The organism is Streptomyces sp. (genome assembly GCF_031181705.1).
GTDB lineage: Bacteria > Actinomycetota > Actinomycetes > Streptomycetales > Streptomycetaceae > Streptomyces.
Map to the genome: position 1 here is coordinate 1 of NZ_JAPSKN010000126.1, position 16,171 is coordinate 16,171.

The following is a 16,171-nucleotide window of genomic DNA, read 5'->3' on the forward strand; positions in this document are numbered from 1 at the left end:
GTGGGTCGTACCCGCCGGCGGGCCGCCGTGAGGAGTCCTCACGGCGGCCCGCTGCGGATGGTTCGCGGCGTGTCGCGCGGTGTTTCGCGGCTCTCGGGTCAGTGCGAGGAACCGGCCGTGGCGGGCGGCAGCTCCACCTGCACCCCGGGGTCGCCCGCGTCCGCCGTGTAGTCCTCCGGCCTGGTCTCGTCGATGCCGTCGGGGGCCTTCAGGGCCCGGAGGGCGAACGTCAGGACCACCGTCACCACCACGTTCAGCACGAACGCCGTGAGGCCGATGTAGCCGATCTCACCGATGCCGGGGATCTCCTTGGAGGAGCCGCCGAAGTGCTTCTGCGTGGGCGAGGCGACGCCGTACGCGGCGACCGTGCCGTAGACCATGCCGACCGCCCAGCCCGCGAGCAGCGCCCAGCGGTGGAACCAGCGGGTGAACAGGCCGCCGACCAGGGCCGGGAAGGTCTGCAGGATCCAGATGCCGCCCAGCAGCTGGAAGTTGATGGCGACCGTCTTGTCCATGGTGAGGACGAAGGCCAGTGCGCCCACCTTCACCAGCAGGGACACCAGCTTGGAGACCTTGGTCTCCTGCTCGGGCGTCGCGTCCGGCTTGATGAAGTCCTTGTAGATGTTGCGCGTGAAGAGGTTCGCGGCCGCGATGGACATGATGGCCGCCGGCACCAGCGCGCCGATGCCGATCGCCGCGAACGCCACGCCCGCGAACCAGTCCGGGAACATCGTCTCGAACAGCTGCGGAATCGCCAGCTGCCCGTTCTGCACCTTGATGCCGGCCGCGATCGCCATGAAGCCGAGCAGCGCCAGCAACCCCAGCATCAGCGAGTACAGCGGCAGGATCGTGGTGTTGCGGCGGATCACCTCACGGCTCTTGGAGGACAGCGTCGCCGTGATGGAGTGCGGGTACATGAACAGCGCCAGGGCGGAGCCCAACGCCAGCGTGGCGTAGGTCCACTGGCCCGTCTCCGGCGGCGTCAGCGCGCCGCGCGGCGCACCCGTGGCCGGGTTGGTCTGGCTGAACGCGTCGCCCGCCTTGGCGAAGATGTCGTCGAAGCCGCCCAGCTTGATCGGGATGTAGATGATCGCCACCGCGATGACGATGTAGATCAGCGTGTCCTTCACGAACGCGATCAGCGCGGGCGCCCGCAGACCCGACGAGTACGTGTAGGCCGCCAGCACACCGAAGGCGATCAGCAGCGGCAGGTCCTTGATGAACCAGTTGGTGTCCTCGCCGCCGCCGACGCCCATCACGTCCAGCACGGCCTGGATGCCGACCAGCTGGAGCGCGATGTACGGCATCGTCGCCAGGATGCCGGTCAGCGCCACCGCCAGGGACAGGCCCTTGGAGCCGAAGCGGCCGCGCACGAAGTCGGAGGTCGTCACGTAGCCGTGCTTGTGGGAGACCGACCACAGGCGCGGCAGGAACGTGAAGATCAGCGGGTAGACCAGGATCGTGTAGGGCACCGCGAAGAAGCCCGCCGCGCCCGCCGCGTAGATCGCCGCCGGCACGGCCACGAAGGTGTACGCCGTGTAGAGGTCGCCGCCGAGCAGGAACCAGGTGATCCAGGTGCCGAACGAGCGGCCGCCGAGGCCCCACTCGTCCAGGCTGTGCTCGTTCTCGGCCCTGCGCCAGCGCGCGGCCAGGAAGCCCAGGACCGTGACGGCCAGGAAGAAGAAGATGAAGACGGCGAGTGCGACGCCGTTCACGCCGTCCTTCACTGCGACGCACCGCCCTTCGCGGCCGAGCGGGCGCGCTGGTCACGCTGCCACAGCTTGAAGGCGATCATCGTCAGCGCCGTGGAGATCAGCACCCACGCCATCTGGTACCAGTAGAAGAACGGGATTCCGATGAAGGCCGGGTCGGTCTTCGCGTACGAGCCGACCCACAGCATGGCAACGAAGGGCGCTATGAGGCAGACGGCGATGACGACGCGCGTCGGCGTCACCACCGGCCTTCTGCTGACTTCCGGGGCTTGCGACATCAGGCGGCTCCGTCCCCTCAAGTGATCACCTGTGTAATGCGCAGGCAATCTAGGTCAGGGTGTGCCGAGAGCGGAACCCCTCGTCCGCAATGCGGTACCCAAAAGAAACGCGCCGCGGGTCCGCTACTCCTGGGGCCGCTTCAGACGGGCCACGAACTTGTAGCGGTCGCCCCGGTAGACCGAGCGCACCCACTCCACCGGCTGGCCGTCCCGGTCCAGCGAGTGCCGCGAGAGCATCAGCATCGGCAGGCCGACGTCCGTGCCGAGCAGGCCGGCCTCGCGCGGGGTGGCCAGGGACGTCTCGATGGTCTCCTCGGCCTCGGCGAGATGGACGTCGTAGACCTCGGCGAGCGCGGTGTAGAGGGACGTGTACTTCACCAGGGACCGGCGCAGGGCGGGGAAGCGCTTCGCGCTGAGGTGGGTGGTCTCGATGGCCATGGGCTCACCGTTGGCCATGCGCAGGCGCTCGATGCGCAGCACGCGTCCGCCCGGCGTGATGTCGAGCAGCCCGGCGAGCCGGTCGTCGGCGGTGATGTAGCCGATGTCCAGCAGCTGTGACGTCGGTTCGAGGCCCTGGGCGCGCATGTCCTCGGTGTACGAGGTCAGTTGCAGGGCCTGCGAGACCTTCGGCTTGGCGACGAACGTGCCCTTGCCCTGGATGCGTTCCAGCCGGCCCTCGACGACCAGTTCCTGAAGCGCCTGGCGGACGGTCGTGCGGGAGGTGTCGAACTCCGCGGCGAGGGTGCGCTCGGGCGGGACGGGCGTGCCGGGCGCCTGGGTCTCCGTCATGTCGAGCAGGTGCTTCTTCAGGCGGTAGTACTTGGGCACACGTGCGGTACGGACGGGCACCCCGTTCTCGTTCTCCGCACTGCTGACGTCGGTGCTCATGCTCCGCCTTCCCGGCTCGGTCCGCCGACACGATCTCACTTGTATACCGTCGGCGTCTTGTTTGGTCTAGTCCACCACTCCGAGTGGTCTACCTGAAGTATGGCGTGTGCAGCCGGTTTTTCGCTGGCTTCTTACTTAAAGGTTCCTGCATATGTAGGTCGCATAACGGCTGGTCAGAGCCTTCTCGCGACCCTTGACAGGGGGATTGGCCTGGGTCAAGCTCCCCGTACTGGTCTACACCAATGGTCCAGGCCCGGCCCCACGTTCACTGCGGGGAGCCAGGGGGGTTGTGGGATCCCTGAGGAGGGTGGCGTGAAGCGCAAGCTGACAGCCGCGATCGGTATCGCGGGCATGATGGTCTCCATCGCGGCGTGCGGCGGCGAGGGCGACGGGGGCTCGGACAAGGGCGCGGACGCCAAGGAGCTGACCGTCTGGCTCACCGTCGACGCCCAGAACAACTGGCCGGAGCTGGTGAAGGCCGCCGACGACGCGGTGAAGAAGAAGCACCCGGGCCTGAAGATCAACCACGAGTACTACGGCTGGCCCGACAAGAACGCCAAGCTCGACGCCGTCCTCGCCACGGACAAGGTCCCCGACGTGGTCGAGATGGGCAACACCGAGATGCTCGGCTACATGGTCAAGGGCGCCTTCGCCCCTCTCGACCAGGGCAGGTTCGACAACTCCGACGCCTGGCTCGACGGCCTCAAGGCCTCGGTGACCTACGAGGGCAAGACCTACGGCGTCCCCTACTACGCCGGCGGCCGCGTCGCCAACTGGCGCAAGGACATCGCCGCCTCGGTCGGCGTGAAGACGCCCCCGAAGACGTACAAGGAACTGACCGACGCCCTGGACAAGATCCAGAAGAAGCAGGGCGACAAGTTCAACGCCTGGTACCAGCCCACCCGCGACTGGTACGCGGCCATGTCCTTCGTCTACGACGCCGGCGGCGCCATCGCCACCGAGTCGGGCGGCCAGTGGAAGGCCTCGCTCTCCTCGCCCGAGTCCCTCAAGGGCCTGAAGGAGTTCAAGAACGTCGTCGACAAGTACATGCACGGCGACAAGACCAAGGACGAGTCCGACCGCTACATCGTCTACGGCCAGGGCAAGTCCGCCATGATCTTCGCGGCCGCCTGGGAGGGCGCGACCGCCGAGGACCCGAAGAACGACAAGAGCGGCAAGCTCAAGGGCAACCTCGAGAACTTCGTCATGCCCGGCCCGTCCGGCAAGAACATGCCCGTCTTCCTCGGCGGCTCCGACCTCGCGGTGCCGGTGAAGTCCGACGCGCAGGACCTGGCCGCCGAGTGGATCAACGCGTTCGCCGGCTCCTCCGGGCAGAAGGGCCTGATGGCCAAGGGCAACCTGCCCAACAACAAGACGGACCTCGCGACGCTCAAGAACGACCCGAAGACGGCGGTCCCGGCCACTGCGGCCGAGGCCAACTGGTTCGTCCCGATGGCACCCGGCTGGGGCCAGGTCGAGAAGGCGCAGATCCTGCAGACCATGCTGCAGAGCATCGGCACCGGCAAGAAGTCCGTCGAGGCCGCCGCCAAGGAGGCGGACGCCGCGATCGACAAGGTCATCAACACCAAGTGACCTACGGGCGGGGCTCCCAGGCGGAGCCCCGCCGTCGTCAGGACCTGAGGGACCGCCAAGGAGCGCGCGATGAGTGCCGCAGACACCACCACCCCCGCCAAGGTGCCGCCACCGCGGCAGGTACCGATGCCGCCCCCCGCCGACCGGCGGCCCCGCCGGCAGCGCACCTCGGGCGGTGCCGCCGTCCCCTGGCTGCTGCTCGCGCCCTGCCTGCTGATCCTGGCCCTGGTCATGGGCTATCCGCTGGCCCGCCTGGTCACCCTGTCCTTCCAGAAGTTCGGGCAGTCCCAGCTGTGGGGCTTCCAGCCCGCCGAGAGCGTCGGTTTCGACAACTTCGCCAAGGTGCTCGGCGACGGCGAGTTCTGGGCCGTCGTGCTGCGCACGGTGATCTTCGCCGGCGGGGCCGTCGTCCTCACCATGGTGATCGGCATGGCGCTCGCCCTGCTGCTGCAGCGGGTCTCGGGCTGGCTGAAGGTGCTCATCAACATCGTGCTGGTGGCCAGTTGGGGCATGCCCGTGATCGTGGCCACCACCGTCTTCAAGTGGCTCTTCGACTCGGACTACGGCGTTTTCAACGCCCTGCTGAGCAAGTTGCCCGGCGTCGACATGATCGGCCACAACTGGTTCGCGAGCGGCCCGCAGGGCCTGGCCGTGATCATGCTGCTGGTGGTGTGGGGAGCCGTGCCGTTCGTGGTCATCACGCTCAGCGCGGGCCTCACCCAGGTGCCCAAGGAACTGGAGGAGGCGGCCCGCCTGGACGGCGCCGGCTCCTGGGGCGTCTTCCGCTACGTCACCCTGCCCGTCCTCAAGCCGATCATCGTGATGCTCACGACCCTGTCGGTCATCTGGGACATGGGCGTCTTCCCCCAGGTGTTCGTCATGCGCAACGGCCACCCCGAACCGGAGTTCCAGGTCCTCAACACCTACTCCTACGACCGTGCCTTCGTGGTCAACGACTACGCCCAGGGCTCGGCCATCGCGCTGATCACCGTCCTGCTGCTGCTGGGCGTGGTCGCCGTCTACATGCGGCAGATGCTGAAGATCGGAGAGGTCGAATGAGCAGCACCCTGACCGGCCGCCGGGCGCCGAAGCTGTGGTGGAACCTCCTCGGGCTCCTCGTCTTCGTCACCGCCGGCTTCCCGCTCTACTGGATGCTCAACACGGCGTTCAAGCCCGCCAAGGACGCCATCGACCCCGACCCGAGCCTGCTGCCGACGGGCATCACCTTCGACAACTTCGGGCGGGCGCTGGACATCGCCGACTTCTGGGGCCCGGTGGGCCGCAGCATGACGGTGTCGCTGGCGGTGGTCGTCGTCGGCATGGCCGTCGGGCTGCTGGCCGCGCTCGCCATCTCCCGGTTCGCCTTCCGCGGCCGCAAGATCGTCATCGTGGGCATCCTCGCGGTCCAGATGGTGCCGCTGGTCGCCATGATCATCCCGGTCTTCCTGCTCCTGAACGACCTGGGCCAGTACGACCGGCTCACCGGCCTCATCATCACGTACCTGACCTTCGTCCTGCCCTTCACGGTCTGGACGCTGCGCGGCTTCATCGTCAACATCCCCAGGGAGCTGGAGGAGGCCGCCATGGTCGACGGCTGCTCCCGCACCAGCGCCTTCCTGCGGGTCGTCTTCCCGCTGCTGGCCCCCGGCATGGTCGCCACCTCGGTCTACGCCTTCATCCAGGCCTGGAACGAGTACCTCTACGCCCTGATGCTCCTCAGCCAGAAGAACCAGACCGCGACCGTCTGGCTCGGCAACTTCACCACCAAGCACGGCACCGAATACGCCCCGATGATGGCCGGAGCCACGATGATGGCCGTGCCGATCGTCGCCCTCTTCCTCCTCGTCCAGCGCAAGATGGCCGCGGGCCTGACCGCGGGCGCCGTGAAGGGATGACCTCACCCGATGACGACACTCGCCAGCGCCACCGACACGCTCACCCGCGACGCCCTGACCGTCCTGCAGCCCGGCTTCACCGGGACCACCGCCCCCGACTGGCTGCTGCGCCGGCTCGGTGAGGGACTCGCCTCCGTCGGGCTCTTCGGCCGCAACATCGCCTCACCGGACCAGCTGGCCGCGCTGACCGCCCAGCTGCGGGCCGAGCGCGACGACGTCCTCGTGGCCATCGACGAGGAGGGCGGCGACGTGACCCGCCTGGAGGTGCGCAGCGGCTCCTCCTTCCCGGGCAACCACGCCCTCGGCGCGGTCGACGACGTGGAGCTGACCCAGCAGGTCGCCCACGAACTGGGCCGCCGCCTCGCCGCCTGCGGTGTCAACCTCAACTGGGCACCCTCCGCCGACGTCAACTCCGACCCGCGCAACCCGGTCATCGGCGTGCGCTCCTTCGGCGCCGACACCGCCCTGGCCGCCCGGCACACCGCCGCCTACGTCACCGGCCTGCAGTCCGCCGGGGTCGCCGCCTGCACCAAGCACTTCCCGGGCCACGGTGACACCGCCGTCGACTCCCACCACGCCCTGCCGCGCATCGACGTCTCCGCCGAGGTGCTGGCCGAGCGCGAACTGGCGCCCTTCCGCGCCGCCATCGCCGCCGGCACCCGGGCCGTGATGAGCGCCCACATCCTGGTCCCGGCGCTCGACCCCGACCGCCCGGCCACCCTGTCCCGCCGCGTCCTGACCGGCCTGCTGCGCGGCGAACTCGGCTACGACGGCCTGATCGTCACCGACGGCATGGAGATGCGCGCCATCGCCGGCACCTACGGCATCGAACGCGGCAGCGTCCTCGCCATCGCAGCCGGAGCCGACGCGATCTGCGTGGGCGGCGGCCTGGCCGACGACGCGACCGTGCTCCGTCTGCGGGACGCCCTGGTCGCAGCCGTCCGCACCGGCGAACTTCCCGAGGAACGCCTCGCCGACGCGGCCGACCGCGTCCGGTCCCTGGCCCGCTGGACGGGCACGGCCGGCCGCACGGCCGAGGACCCCCACGGCAGCGAGATCGGCCTGCGTGCCGCCCGCCGCGCCCTGACCGTGACAGCCGCCCCGGGCCTCGGCAGCCCCGAGGCCTTCGAGCCCCTCACCGAACCGCCCTACGTCGCCGCCCTCACCCCCGTCGCCAACATCGCCGTCGGCGACGAGACCCCCTGGGGCGTCGCCGCCGAACTGATCCACCTCCTGCCCGGCACGGTGACCGGCAGCTTCTCCGCCGGGGACGGCACGGAGAGCGAGGCCGGACGGAGCGCCGGCCGGGCGGCCCTGCAGGCGGCCGGTCCGCGCCGCATCGTCGCCGTCGTCCGCGACGAACACCGCCACCCCTGGATGACCTCCGCCCTCGATGCCCTGCTGGCCGCCCGCCCCGACACGATCGTCGTCGAGATGGGGGTCCCGCAGGCCGCCCCGCGCGGTGCCCTGCACATCGCCACCCACGGTGCGGCCCGCGTGTGCGGCCGTGCGGCGGCCGAGGTGATCGCCGGAGTGACGGGCAGCTGAAGCCCTCGATCGGTGAACGTGTTGTGAGCCTGCCACCGAATGTAGTACTTCTTATACATGAGCGAGCAGGTGCACAACAGGTTGGCCATGGTGCGTGCCGAACGGAAGGTGTCGCGCCAGAGCCTGGCCGAGGCAGTGGGTGCCCACTACCAGACCATCGGCTACATCGAGCGGGGGCAGTACAACCCGAGCCTCGACCTGGCACTGAAGATCTCCAGGTTCTTCGGACTGCCGGTCGAGGCCCTGTTCTCCCTCGAACCGTTCCGGCCGCTCACGGACGAGGTCTACGGGAGGAACCAGCCATGACGACGACACGCCTGACCCGCTACGACCGGACCATGCTGCGGCTGATGAACGACCGTCGCGGCGCTGCCTGGTACGCCACGGCGGCCCGTCGACGGCTGGCCGTCGCCACCCACGTCACGCTCACGCTGGCCATCGGCGGCCTGATGACCCACCTGTTCCTCGCCGAGGGCGAGCCGCTGTGGACCATCGCCGTGATGGCGGTGCTGCTGCTCCCCTGGATGGTCGCGACCGGTGTGATCAACGGCGCCACCCGGGGCCTTCTCGAACTGCGCGCCCACGTCCTGGACGAGCGGCAGTCGGCCGAACGCAGCCGCGTCCTGGCCCGGGCCCACCGCGTGACGACCCTGCTGCTGGCCGCTGCGGCGGTCACCCTGCTGATCACGGGTGGTGTCGCCGGCGACGCCCCGACGGCCTACGCGGCGCCCCTGCTCATCGCCGTCCTCGTCACCCACTGGGTGATGCCCCTGTGGGTGGCCGGCTGGCTGGCCGAGGACGAGCCGGCCGACGACGACGTCCTGGCGGACGGGGCCCTCGGCCGCTAGGGCCGGGCGTCCGGACCAGGTCGCGGAAAGGCGGCGAGGTCGCGGAAAGGCGGCAAAGCCGTGCAGCGCCCCTGAGCGCTCCTGGTGACACGGGTCGCTGAGCGGCTTCCGGCGCGGCCACCGAGCGCTCTGCGAGGCGTGCCGGATCGAGCTCCCGGGCGCGATGCCGGATCGAGCTCCCGGGCGCGATCCGTGTGACAGGTCCTAGATCCCCTGCCAGTCCGGCTTGTTGGCGTAGGTGTGCCGGAAGTAGTCCGCCAGCTTCAGCTTCGACGCGGCGGCCTCGTCGACGACGACGGTCGCGTGCGGGTGGAGCTGGAGCGCGGACGCCGGGCACACCGCCGCGACCGGTCCCTCCACCGTCGCCGCCACCGCGTCCGCCTTGCCCTCGCCGGTGGCGAGCAGCACCAGGTGCCGCGCCTCCAGGATGGTGCCGATGCCCTGTGTGATCACGTGGTGCGGCACCTGATCGATGTCGCCGTCGAAGAACCGGGCGTTGTCGATCCGGGTCTGCTCGGTCAGCGTCTTGATCCGGGTCCGCGAGGCCAGCGACGAACACGGCTCGTTGAACCCTATGTGCCCGTCGGTCCCGATCCCGAGCAGCTGCAGATCCACACCGCCGGCGTCCGCGAGGGCCTTGTCGTACGCCTCGCACGCCCCCTGCACGTCCTGCGCCGTGCCGTCCGGGCCCGTGAACTGCTCCATGCCGATCCCGAGCGGCTCCAGCACCTCACGCCGCAGCACCGACCGGTACGACTCCGGGTGGTCGGCGGGCAGCCCCACGTACTCGTCGAGCTGGGCGATCCGCGCCCGCCCGACGTCCACGGCACCGGAACGCACCTTGGCCGCCAGCGCCTCGTACACCGGCAGCGGCGTCGAGCCCGTGGCCACGCCGAGAAGGGCGTCGGGCTTGCGTCGGAGCAGCTGCGCCATGGCCTCGGCGATGAGCTCGCCACCCGCCTTGGCGTCCGGAACGATGACAACTTCCACGCTGGGCCTGCCGATCTGAGAGAGATGCTCAACTGGGACGGGACCCGGGAGGGGTCGTGTGGTTTAGACCAATCTAACAGAGCAGGGGCGCCCCTCCCAGGGTGCGGGACACCGCTCCCGGGCAGGCGGCGGCGCCGTGCCGACCAGGTCTCCGGCAGGTGAACAGCGCGGGGTCCTCCCGGGTATTCCTCCCGTACGGGGGACCCGGCCGGACTAGGTCAGCGAGCCCCCCGTCACATCCACCCAGCTCCCCGTCACCCACCGGCCCCCGTCCGAGACCAGGAACGCCACCACGTCGGCGACCTCGGCGGGCCGGCCCACCCCGCCCAGCGCGGATATCGCCGCGGCCTTCGCCCAGCCGTCCTCGCTGCCGTGCAGCAGCTCGGCCGTGTTGTCCGTGTCGATGATGCCCGGCGCCACCGAGTTCACCGTGATGCCCCGAGCCCCCAGCACCTTGGACAGGTCGCGGGAGAGGACGTCCAGCGCGCCCTTCGTCATCGCGTACGCCACGTTGTCCGGCATCACCGCCGTGCGGGCCAGCCCGGACGAGATGTTGACGACCCGGCCCCCGTCCCGCAGGCGCGACATGCCGTGCTTGAGGATGAAGAACGGGGCCTTCACGTTCACCGCGAAGACGTCGTCGAACTCCCGCTCCTCCAGCTCCCCGATGGGGCGCGTGCTGCCGATGGCCGCGTTGTTCACCAGGATGTCGAGCCCGTCCGCGTGCCGGTCGAACTCCTCCCACAGCGCCTCGGCGTCACCGGCCGCGCCCAGCTCGACGCCGAGGGCGAAGGCCGAGCCGCCCGCTGCCTCGATCGCGGCGACCGTCTCCTTCGCCGCGGCCTCGTTCCGCCCGTAGTGCACCGCGACCCGGGCGCCGTCCTGCCCGAGCCGCTCGGCGATCCCCCGTCCGATCCCCCTGCTCGCCCCCGTGACCAGTGCCGTCCTGCCTGTGAGCACGCCCATGACGGCGCCCCCCTTCGTGTTTTTCTAGCGGTCGCTACAGAAATGACCGTACAACGGCCCGGCGACATTTCTCTAGTGCCCGCTATAAAATGCACTCCATGGTGGACGACGACGGAACCGCGAAGACCCGGGGCAAGACCGCGCCGAGGCCCCCCAGGCCCCGCGGACGCCCTCGCTCCTTCGACCGCGAGACCGCCCTGGAGAAGGCACTCCTGGCCTTCTGGGAACACGGCTACGAGGCCACGTCCGTCTCCGACCTCACCCGCGTCATGGACATCGGCGCACCCAGCCTCTACGCGGCCTTCGGGGACAAGCGGTCCCTCTTCGACGAGGTCGTCCGCGTCTACGGCACGCGCTACGGCTCCTTCACCGACCGCGCCCTCGCGGAGGAGCCCACCGCCCGGGCCGCCGTCGCCCGCGCGCTGCGCGAGGCCGCCACCGCCTACACGGAGCCGGGCCACCCGCACGGCTGCCTCGTGGTGCACGCCGCCGCGAACTGCTCCACGCCCGAGGTCGAGCAGTCGCTGCGAAACCGCCGCAACGCCAACATCGCCGCCTTCGAGAGCCGCATCAGGGCCGATGTCGCCGCCGGCGTACTGCCCGCGGACACCGACGCCGCCGCGCTGGCCCGGCACACCGGCGCGATGATCCAGGGCATGTCGCAACAGGCGCGGGACGGAGCGAGCCGGGAGGAACTGGAGGCCGTCGCGGAAATTGCCATGTCCATCTGGCCCCGCACAGGAACCCACACGGGTTAGGCTGCGTGGTGGACGTCTACGCGTCCGCCGAGTCGCGGAACTAACAACAACGAACAGCCTCCCACGCATGGACACCCCGAGTGGTCTAGTCCACAATGCGTGATGAGAGCGCGTGCACCCACGCGCACCAGACCTCCGTCTTCCCCGCACAGGAAGACGGACCGAGGAACCGAGGCTCTCTGCCCTGACTGCCCCGGCTCCTCATCCTTCGGCCGACCGGGACCGCACACCCCACGGCCGATACTGCTCCGGGCTGCGGTGCCGGGAGGGTTGAGGGTCCCTCTCAGGCGCCGCGGCCCGCGGGTGTTTGCGGGCTCTTGGTATTTCGGAGCCGCACAAACGCCCGGGTACGCTCGCCACGTGCCCTCCATGAACGAACTCGTACGCCAGCACACCGCCCTCGGTGACACCGACCTCGAGTGGCTGCACCTGCTGGTATCGGAGTGGCAGTTGCTCTCCGACCTCTCCTTCGCCGACCTGGTGCTGTGGGTCCCCACCAGCGACGGCACCCGGTACGTCTCGGTCGCGCAGATGCGGCCCAACACCGGCCCGACCTCGTACCAGGACGACATGGTGGGCCACCTCGTCCCGCGCGGCCGCCGCCCGATGCTGGACGCCGCCCTCGACGAGGGCCGCATCGTCCGCGAAGGCGACCCCGAGTGGCGCGAGGAGGTGCCCGTCCGGGTCGAGTCGATCCCCGTACGGCGGGAGGGCCGGGTCCTGGGGGTCATCGCGCGCAACACCAACCTCCTCACGGTGCGCACCCCGAGCCGGCTGGAGCTCACCTATCTGCAGAGCGCCTCCGACCTTGCTCAGATGATCGCCGCCGGCTCCTTCCCGTTCGCGAACCAGCAGCTGGACATGGACGCCTCGCCCCGCGTGGGCGACGGCCTCATCCGGCTCGACGCCGACGGCCTCGTCCAGTACGCCTCACCGAACGCCCTGTCCGCCTACCACCGGCTCGGCCTCGCCTCCGACCTCGTCGGACAGCACCTCGGCCGGACCACGGCCGAACTCGCCCCGACCCGGGGCCCGGTGGACGAGGCGCTGGCCAAGGTCGCCAGCGGCTGGGCGCCGCGCGAGTTCGAGATCGAGGCCCACGACGGGGTCATCCAGTTCCGTGCGATCCCCCTCAAGCCCAAGGGCACCCGCATCGGCTCACTGGTGCTCCTGCGGGACGTCACCGAACTGCGCCGTCGCGAGCGCGAGTTGATCACGAAGGACGCGACGATCCGGGAGATCCACCACCGGGTCAAAAACAACCTCCAGACGGTGGCTGCCCTGCTCCGCCTCCAGGCCCGGCGCATCGAGTCGGACCGCGGACGCGAAGCCCTGGAGGAGGCGGTGCGGCGGGTTGGCTCGATTGCGATCGTGCACGAGACCCTCTCCCAGAACCTGGACGAGCGCGTGGAGTTCGACGACATCGCCGACCGGGTCCTCGCCATGGTCGCGGAGATCTCCCCGGGCAAGGTCGCGGGCCGGCGCACCGGACGCTTCGGCATCCTCGACGCCGAGGTCGCTACCCCGCTGTCGATGGTGCTGACCGAGGTCCTGCAGAACGCGCTGGAGCACGGCTTCCGTGAAGGCGACACCGGCACCGTGGAGGTGTCGGCGGTCCGCGGCGGCACGACGAAGGAGGCCCGGCTGCTGGTCACCGTCCAGGACGACGGTGTCGGACTGCCGGAGGGATTCGATCCGCACACCGCCGGCAACCTCGGCCTGCAGATCGTCCGGACCCTGGTCGAGGGCGAGTTGGGCGGTACCTTCGACATGGTCCCGGCCCCGGAGCGCGGCACCCGCGTGATCCTGGACATCCCGGTGCGCGCGCAGAAGTAGCGCTTCTGCGTGACATCCCGGTGCGCGCAGAAGTGGCGCTTCCCGGGACGCGGGTGCGCGGCCCGGAGCCCGGGGCGCGCACCGGCGAAGGCGGCGTGAGAAAGCAATGAGCCCCGGGCCACCAAGTGGCCCGGGGCTAAAAGCTCGTTGCTGCTTAACTAAGCGCATCGGGGGAACTGCGCGCTGCGGCTCGGGGGCGGGAGATGCGTGCTCGCTGCACGCGCCGCCAAGCTCAGGCTGTCAGCAGGGGTGGGGTGTCAGGCGGAGGCCTGACGGGCCCGGTTGCGGGCGGCGCGGCGCTTCATGGCGCGGCGCTCGTCCTCGCTGAGACCACCCCAGACGCCGGAGTCCTGGCCGGACTCGAGCGCCCACTGCAGACACTGCTCGATCACCGGGCAGCGACGGCAGACGGCCTTGGCTTCCTCGATCTGCAGCAGCGCAGGACCGGTGTTGCCGATAGGGAAGAAGAGCTCGGGGTCTTCCTCGCGGCAAACGGCGTTGTGACGCCAGTCCATGGCTGCTACCTCTCCTTGGTATTACGTGCAGGTGCTTGTGAATGTGAACGCTTTCACGAATCCCTCAACAAGTGAAGGGCCGACCGCCAGGTTCCCTGGCGTGGGTCCTGTGAGTTGAAGAGGGGTTCTGGTGATCAGTGGAGGCCGGTGTTGCGGGCCGTCCCGATCGCCACGTAGAGACTCGCAAACCTCAGCGGCGGATACAACCCCTTCTGGAAAGTTTTTTTTGATTCTTCGGTGTCGACTAGGTCACAGCCGTACTTCCATGGGGTGGATCCTGGCCTAAACGTTCGAGTGAAAGGACTTTAGCCAGTTCTGCTCACACAATCACACGCAGTGCACGGCGTACGCCTGTGAACGTCACGCTGGTACGCAGCCCCAGGTGGTCACCGTCCATCTGGAGGGGGAGCGGCACCTTCGAATGCAAGGTGAACTCCGTCAAGTCGTGCAGAGAGGTGGCGTGCTTGCCCTGGGGTCCCCGGTCCGGGGACGAAGTGAGCAACTGAGTGCCATACCGGGCAACAGCGGCGGTCGACAGGCGGCTGAGAGCGAAGATGTCGAGGCCGGTATCGAACGAGGCCTTAGGCGCCGCGTAGATCGGGCGATTCCCCAGAAACGTCCACGGGGAGGTGTTCGAGACTATGGACAGCACCAGATCGGTCACCGGGTCCGCGCCGGCCCGTTCCAGGGTGATCGTCCCGTTGCGGCGGTTGGGCTCACCGAAGAGCTGACGCACCACCTGGCGTACGTAAAGAGCGTGTGTGGATTTCCGGCCGCGCTCGCGGTGCTGCTCCACCCGGCCCACCACACCGGCGTCGAAGCCGAGACCCGCGTTGAAGGTGAACCAGCGGGAGGGCACCGACTCGTCCTCCGTGCCCGGAGTGCCGGAGGTCAGGCCCAGTCCGACGGTGCGTTCGCTGCCGTCGCGCAGGGCGTCCAGCAGGGCGCCGGTGGCCTCCACGGCGTCGTTCGGCAGACCGAGGGCACGGGCGAAGACGTTGGTGGAGCCGCCGGGGACCACGGCCAGACCGGGCAGCTGCCCCGGGGCGGGGCCGGCGTGCAGCAGACCGTTGACCACCTCGTTGACCGTGCCGTCGCCGCCGAGGGCCACCACCAGGTCGATGTCGTCGCTGTCCGCCGCCTGCCGGCCCAGGTCGCGCGCGTGGCCGCGGTACTCGGTGGTGACCGCTTCGAGCTTCATCTCACTGGCGAGCGCGTGGATCAACACGTCGCGTGTGCGCGCACTCGTAGTGGTTGCCGCCGGATTGACCACGAGAAGTGCACGCATGACTGGCAGCGTACCTACTGGGTGGTACCGGGCCCAGACCGAGGTGGGGATCGGGTAAGAGAGCGGGGGTGAACCTCGCCATGGGGGCGCACGTCGCGAGGGCTACCCTTCAGGGGTGAGCAGTGAGCAGACCTCCACCACCCCCGAGACCACCGGCCCTCGCCCGCGGCGCCTGACGTACGCCGCGCTGCTGGCCGCCCTGGAGGGGCTCGCGCTGGCCGTCGGCGGGGTCTGGATCCTCGTTCTCGGCTTCACCGGGCACCCGGACGACCGGCAGCAGGCCGTCACCGGGGGCGTCACGCTGGTCGTGCTCGCGCTGCTGCCCCTGATCGCCGCGCGCGGGCTGCTCGCCCTGCGCAGCTGGAGCCGCGGCCCGGCCGTCATCACGCAGCTCATGGCGCTGCCGGTGGCCTACAACCTGCTCCAGGCCGACAGCATGGCCATCCCCGGGGGGATCGCCCTCGCCGTGGTCGCCGTCGCCTCGCTCGTCCTGCTGGTCAACCCGGAGACGACCCGGGCCCTCGGGATCCGCGGGCCCGGCAACGCCGGCGGTACGGAGAAGTAGGCGGGACGGCCGTCACTCCTCGACGAGGAGCTTCTCCCGCAACTGTGCCAGTGTGCGCGCCAGCAGCCGGGAGACGTGCATCTGCGAGATGCCGACCTCCTGCGCGATCTGCGACTGGGTCATGTTCCCGAAGAAGCGCAGCAGCAGGATCCGCTTCTCGCGCGGCGGGAGGTCCTCCAGCAGCGGCTTGAGCGACTCCCGGTACTCCACGCCTTCCAGCGCCTCGTCCTCCGCGCCGAGGGTGTCGGCGACCGCCGGGGACTCGTCGTCGGTGTCGGGGACGTCCAGGGACAGCGTGGAGTACGCGTTGGCGGACTCCAGGCCCTCCAGGACCTCCTCCTCGGAGATCGCCAGCTTCTCGGCGAGCTCGTGGACCGTGGGGGAGCGGCCGTGCAGCTGCGACAGCTCGGCCGTCGCCGTGGTCAGCGACAGCCGCAGCTCCTGCAGCCGGCGCGGAACCCGCACCGCCCAGCCCTTGTCGCGGAAGTGCC

The 16,171-nt window shown here is 69.7% G+C and carries 17 protein-coding genes; 9 read left to right on the forward strand and 8 right to left on the reverse strand.

All coding sequences use genetic code 11. The features are described from left to right. Positions 1 to 98: 98 nt before the first annotated feature. From mctP to RIN80_RS21245, 3 genes are all read right to left on the reverse strand, one after another. On the reverse strand, positions 99 to 1,727 hold the full coding sequence (gene mctP, locus RIN80_RS21235; RefSeq protein ID WP_309097216.1) for a monocarboxylate uptake permease MctP: 1,629 nt from the start codon (positions 1,725 to 1,727) through the stop codon (positions 99 to 101). After that, positions 1,724 to 1,990: a DUF3311 domain-containing protein gene (locus RIN80_RS21240; protein ID WP_309097217.1), complete on the reverse strand. Its 267-nt coding sequence runs from the start codon at positions 1,988 to 1,990 to the stop codon at positions 1,724 to 1,726. The genes mctP and RIN80_RS21240 overlap by 4 nt, the downstream gene beginning before the upstream one ends. A gap of 123 nt (positions 1,991 to 2,113) precedes the next feature. Then, positions 2,114 to 2,878 (reverse strand): GntR family transcriptional regulator, encoded by a 765-nt coding sequence (locus tag RIN80_RS21245; protein WP_309097218.1) that lies wholly within the window; start codon positions 2,876 to 2,878, stop codon positions 2,114 to 2,116. Between the two features lie 312 nt (positions 2,879 to 3,190). Between RIN80_RS21245 and RIN80_RS21250 the strand changes: the two genes are divergently transcribed. The 6 genes from RIN80_RS21250 to RIN80_RS21275 all read left to right on the forward strand — a co-directional run bounded on the left by RIN80_RS21250 (position 3,191) and on the right by RIN80_RS21275 (position 8,762). Then, positions 3,191 to 4,471, forward strand: a complete 1,281-nt coding sequence (locus RIN80_RS21250; protein ID WP_309097219.1) for an extracellular solute-binding protein — start codon at positions 3,191 to 3,193, stop codon at positions 4,469 to 4,471. A 69-nt stretch (positions 4,472 to 4,540) separates the two neighbouring features. Continuing rightward, positions 4,541 to 5,530 (forward strand): sugar ABC transporter permease, encoded by a 990-nt coding sequence (locus RIN80_RS21255; RefSeq protein ID WP_309097220.1) that lies wholly within the window; start codon positions 4,541 to 4,543, stop codon positions 5,528 to 5,530. Continuing rightward, a complete protein-coding gene (locus RIN80_RS21260; protein ID WP_309097221.1) occupies positions 5,527 to 6,366 on the forward strand; it encodes a carbohydrate ABC transporter permease in 840 nt (279 codons plus the stop codon). The genes RIN80_RS21255 and RIN80_RS21260 overlap by 4 nt, the downstream gene beginning before the upstream one ends. Positions 6,367 to 6,375: 9 nt before the next feature. Continuing rightward, entirely contained in the window at positions 6,376 to 7,914 is a 1,539-nt protein-coding gene (locus tag RIN80_RS21265) for a glycoside hydrolase family 3 protein (RefSeq protein WP_309097222.1), read from the forward strand. A gap of 57 nt (positions 7,915 to 7,971) precedes the next feature. After that, positions 7,972 to 8,220 carry a helix-turn-helix transcriptional regulator gene (locus tag RIN80_RS21270; RefSeq protein ID WP_309097223.1) on the forward strand — a complete coding sequence of 83 codons (249 nt, stop codon included), beginning with the start codon at positions 7,972 to 7,974 and terminating at the stop codon, positions 8,218 to 8,220. Further along, positions 8,217 to 8,762, forward strand: coding sequence for a hypothetical protein (locus RIN80_RS21275; protein WP_309097224.1), 546 nt, complete (start codon positions 8,217 to 8,219; stop codon positions 8,760 to 8,762). Before RIN80_RS21270 ends, RIN80_RS21275 begins: the two co-directional genes overlap by 4 nt. A 204-nt stretch (positions 8,763 to 8,966) precedes the next feature. Here RIN80_RS21275 and nagB read toward each other — a convergent pair whose 3' ends face one another. Next, the gene (nagB, locus tag RIN80_RS21280; RefSeq protein ID WP_309097225.1) at positions 8,967 to 9,752 is read right to left on the reverse strand and encodes a glucosamine-6-phosphate deaminase; all 786 of its coding nucleotides are present in this window, start codon (positions 9,750 to 9,752) and stop codon (positions 8,967 to 8,969) included. Positions 9,753 to 9,965: 213 nt separating this feature from the next. Beyond that, positions 9,966 to 10,718 (reverse strand): SDR family oxidoreductase, encoded by a 753-nt coding sequence (locus tag RIN80_RS21285; RefSeq protein WP_309097226.1) that lies wholly within the window; start codon positions 10,716 to 10,718, stop codon positions 9,966 to 9,968. Positions 10,719 to 10,816: 98 nt separating this feature from the next. Between RIN80_RS21285 and RIN80_RS21290 the strand changes: the two genes are divergently transcribed. After that, a complete protein-coding gene (locus RIN80_RS21290; RefSeq protein WP_309097227.1) occupies positions 10,817 to 11,476 on the forward strand; it encodes a TetR/AcrR family transcriptional regulator in 660 nt (219 codons plus the stop codon). 369 nt (positions 11,477 to 11,845) lie between these two features. Beyond that, the gene (locus RIN80_RS21295) at positions 11,846 to 13,312 is read left to right on the forward strand and encodes a PAS domain-containing sensor histidine kinase (protein WP_309097231.1); all 1,467 of its coding nucleotides are present in this window, start codon (positions 11,846 to 11,848) and stop codon (positions 13,310 to 13,312) included. Between the two features lie 257 nt (positions 13,313 to 13,569). On the opposite strand, the gene RIN80_RS21300 is transcribed toward RIN80_RS21295, so the two are convergent. Both RIN80_RS21300 and RIN80_RS21305 read right to left on the reverse strand, forming a co-directional pair. Beyond that, positions 13,570 to 13,827, reverse strand: a complete 258-nt coding sequence (locus RIN80_RS21300; RefSeq protein WP_003992873.1) for a WhiB family transcriptional regulator — start codon at positions 13,825 to 13,827, stop codon at positions 13,570 to 13,572. 319 nt (positions 13,828 to 14,146) lie between these two features. Then, positions 14,147 to 15,115 carry a diacylglycerol kinase family protein gene (locus tag RIN80_RS21305; protein WP_309097228.1) on the reverse strand — a complete coding sequence of 323 codons (969 nt, stop codon included), beginning with the start codon at positions 15,113 to 15,115 and terminating at the stop codon, positions 14,147 to 14,149. Positions 15,116 to 15,230: 115 nt separating this feature from the next. Between RIN80_RS21305 and RIN80_RS21310 the strand changes: the two genes are divergently transcribed. Next, the gene (locus RIN80_RS21310; RefSeq protein ID WP_309097229.1) at positions 15,231 to 15,680 is read left to right on the forward strand and encodes a hypothetical protein; all 450 of its coding nucleotides are present in this window, start codon (positions 15,231 to 15,233) and stop codon (positions 15,678 to 15,680) included. A 12-nt stretch (positions 15,681 to 15,692) separates the two neighbouring features. Here the strand turns inward: RIN80_RS21310 and RIN80_RS21315 are convergent. Further along, positions 15,693 to 16,171 (reverse strand): sigma-70 family RNA polymerase sigma factor (locus RIN80_RS21315; RefSeq protein WP_309097230.1); only part of this gene is annotated, 479 nt, incomplete at its 5' end.